Source organism: Acinetobacter sp. YH16032 (genome assembly GCF_013417345.1).
Lineage (GTDB): Bacteria > Pseudomonadota > Gammaproteobacteria > Pseudomonadales > Moraxellaceae > Acinetobacter.
Genome location: NZ_VPEE01000104.1, coordinates 1 through 2,558 on the forward strand (window position 1 = coordinate 1; position 2,558 = coordinate 2,558).

3 protein-coding genes and 2 pseudogenes are annotated in these 2,558 nt (G+C 39.8%); all 5 read left to right on the forward strand.

The annotated features are described in order from the left end of the window. Nucleotides 1-97: pseudogene (locus FTV32_RS16455) on the forward strand (IS1 family transposase); the annotation flags it as partial. A gap of 281 nt (nucleotides 98-378) precedes the next feature. Further along, nucleotides 379-786, forward strand: a complete 408-nt coding sequence (locus tag FTV32_RS16460) for a hypothetical protein (protein ID WP_005005986.1) — start codon at nucleotides 379-381, stop codon at nucleotides 784-786. A gap of 65 nt (nucleotides 787-851) precedes the next feature. Next, complete coding sequence (locus FTV32_RS16465; RefSeq protein WP_005005983.1) at nucleotides 852-1,322, forward strand: hypothetical protein; 471 nt, start codon at nucleotides 852-854, stop codon at nucleotides 1,320-1,322. Nucleotides 1,323-1,333: 11 nt separating this feature from the next. After that, nucleotides 1,334-2,209, forward strand: coding sequence for a hypothetical protein (locus tag FTV32_RS16470; protein ID WP_079448949.1), 876 nt, complete (start codon nucleotides 1,334-1,336; stop codon nucleotides 2,207-2,209). Nucleotides 2,210-2,449: 240 nt separating this feature from the next. After that, nucleotides 2,450-2,558: pseudogene (locus FTV32_RS16475) on the forward strand (dihydropteroate synthase); the annotation flags it as partial.

Genomic DNA, 2,558 nt, shown 5'->3' on the forward strand with positions numbered 1-2,558 from the left:
TGGATTTAGGAGAAGTTGCAACTTTTCTAAAAAGCTCGAAAATCATTTTAAAGCCTTTGATTTGACTTTCTTTTACCTTAATAACGGATTTGTTTAACGCCAGCATACTTTTTGAAACACCACCCAAAATTCAACCTGCTTTGTTTCAGCATACTTTTTGAAACACCACCAATTAATTAACTAATTGCTCGTTAAATTATTCTTAATGCATTACGGCGATACGGCTAATAGAAAAATCATATTAGTACGGAAGCGATGTTTTTTAATTGATTAAAAAAAGATTGAAAATCTTATTTTTCGAGAAAAGTTTGCCAGGTTGTGTTTTCCCATAAAATGAAACTATCAAAAGCAGAAAGCTTAAAACTTGGAGTGAACAGCATGTCAAATTTAAACGCTCAATCAGTACAGTTACAAGGCACTTTATACATCGGTTTCCCTAAAACTTTTAGCGGTGCTCACATGGAAACATTGTTTGATGAAATCTCAGATTACATCGACAACAACTGTGATTTAACCCTTGCGGATCTTCAAGCGGATAGTGACTATGCTCAACTTCAATTTCAACAGCACATGCCGACATTGGCTGATAAAACAAATTTCTTCTTCATGGACGTTGAAATCTACGTTGCAACATTAAAAGAAAACTTTGGTCATACATCAGTACTCGACCAAGTTACCTCAGTAAATATCTTTGGCAAAAACCTTGAAGACATTTGCACGTTAATGGCTCAAAACGGCTACGCATACGACCGTATAGAAGATTGTTGGTCACGCGAACTTTCTTAATTCAATTCACCCATACGCACGGATAACGTGCGTATGCCACTGAATCACATTTGAGGATATAAACCATGCAAAACCTAATTACAGCGCATTGCGAGCTAACCATCAAACATGATGAAAAACAGCAAAAAAATGTCGGGCCTGTTGTTGTGACGTTTGGGGCGATCTTTACTGCTGAGTCGGTGAATGAACTGTTTTGCGCTATATGCCAAGACGGAATCAGATTTAAAGCAATCTATAACCCCGACAATATGTATTTTTTACGCCATGAGCTAAGCCCAATTGCTGATTTGTCAGTTAAGACAGACCAAGACGGCAACATTATTGTCAGTGTGATTGCATCCACTAGCCCATATTTTGAGATCAAAGTACTAAAAAATGGTTTTACCAACTCAGACACCTTAAATAGTTCTGCGATTCGCACGTTGGTTCGCAACCATCAAAGCCCATTCCAAGAGCAAATTTCTGACTACTTTGAAACAGACCAAATTTTTAAAACCATGCAAGCAATTTTTGCACACACGTATTTAAGCCGATAAGGAACTTCACCATGACGACCGCTACTGCTACCGCTGAAAAGACCGTGTTCAAACGTGAAACGTTGGAGCTGAAGAACATCCATGTTTACACCCAAAACGACCGCATTAACCAAAAGAGTCGCGTTGGCGACCGTGCATACGACAATGGATTAGTGAAAGACATCCTGTTCAGCCCTATGCTTTGGGCTACCCCTGAATTTTCATCTAGCTATGTTACTCAGATTCAAATTAAAGGCACACGCATTTATGATTCACTTTGCAGTTATACTGGCGTTCGCACCTATTTTTATAAGTTGTCAGACAGTGAGTTTGGGTGCATGTATCAAAAACGTCCGTACCCACAAAACGACTTTCTCTTAATTTTTGCAAACTTAACGCAAATGTTTAACGATGCAGTTTGTTACTTTGGAAACAACAGTAATAAAAACGCTTTTAAAAGTCTAGATTTTGACATCGAATGCGGTGTTTCACGGTTCAATTTACAGCAACGCTTATTAGAGTTTTATAAGAAGTCTAAACGCCAATTGACCATCAGTGAAACAACAAGCGGGATGCTTGGTGACTCGAATCTTCGCTATAACATCTTTGTTCGCAACCAACCAAAATTGGACAAACACGGCAAGCCGTTAAAATGCACCAAAAAACTCATTAAGCTGTACAAAGAGCGTGGCACAGTTGCGATCTATGGCGGTGACTGCATTTCACCACTCAAGCTCGTTAAACACCAACAAATCAAGCTAGAGAGCGAAAATGGCAAGTTTTCATATACGACTGACTTCATCACGTTGTACTCAGTAGAACAAGACATGTACACCTTATATATTCCCCACTCTATTGTAAACAAGACATTTTTATCTTTTATATTCAATGGCTTATTTTCCTGCTAATTGGTAATACCATGAAAAATACCATGCTCAGAAAAGGCTTAACAATATTTTGAAAAATTGCCTACTGAGCGCTGCCGCACAGCTCCATAGGCCGCTTTCCTGGCTTTGCTTCCAGATGTATGCTCTTCTGCTCCTGCAGCTAATGGATCACCGCAAACAGGTTACTCGCCTGGGGATTCCCTTTCGACCCGAGCATCCGTATGAGACTCATGCTCGATTATTATTATTATAGAAGCCCCCATGAATAAATCGCTCATCATTTTCGGCATCGTCAACATAACCTCGGACAGTTTCTCCGATGGAGGCCGGTATCTGGCGCCAGACGCAGCCATTGCGCAGGCGCGTAAGC

Coding starts and splice junctions, on each gene's coding strand:
- FTV32_RS16465 (WP_005005983.1), top strand. CDS start 852: ATGCAAAACCTAATTACAGCGCATTGCGAGCTAACCATCAAACATGAT.
- FTV32_RS16470 (WP_079448949.1), top strand. CDS start 1,334: ATGACGACCGCTACTGCTACCGCTGAAAAGACCGTGTTCAAACGTGAA.
- FTV32_RS16460 (WP_005005986.1), top strand. CDS start 379: ATGTCAAATTTAAACGCTCAATCAGTACAGTTACAAGGCACTTTATAC.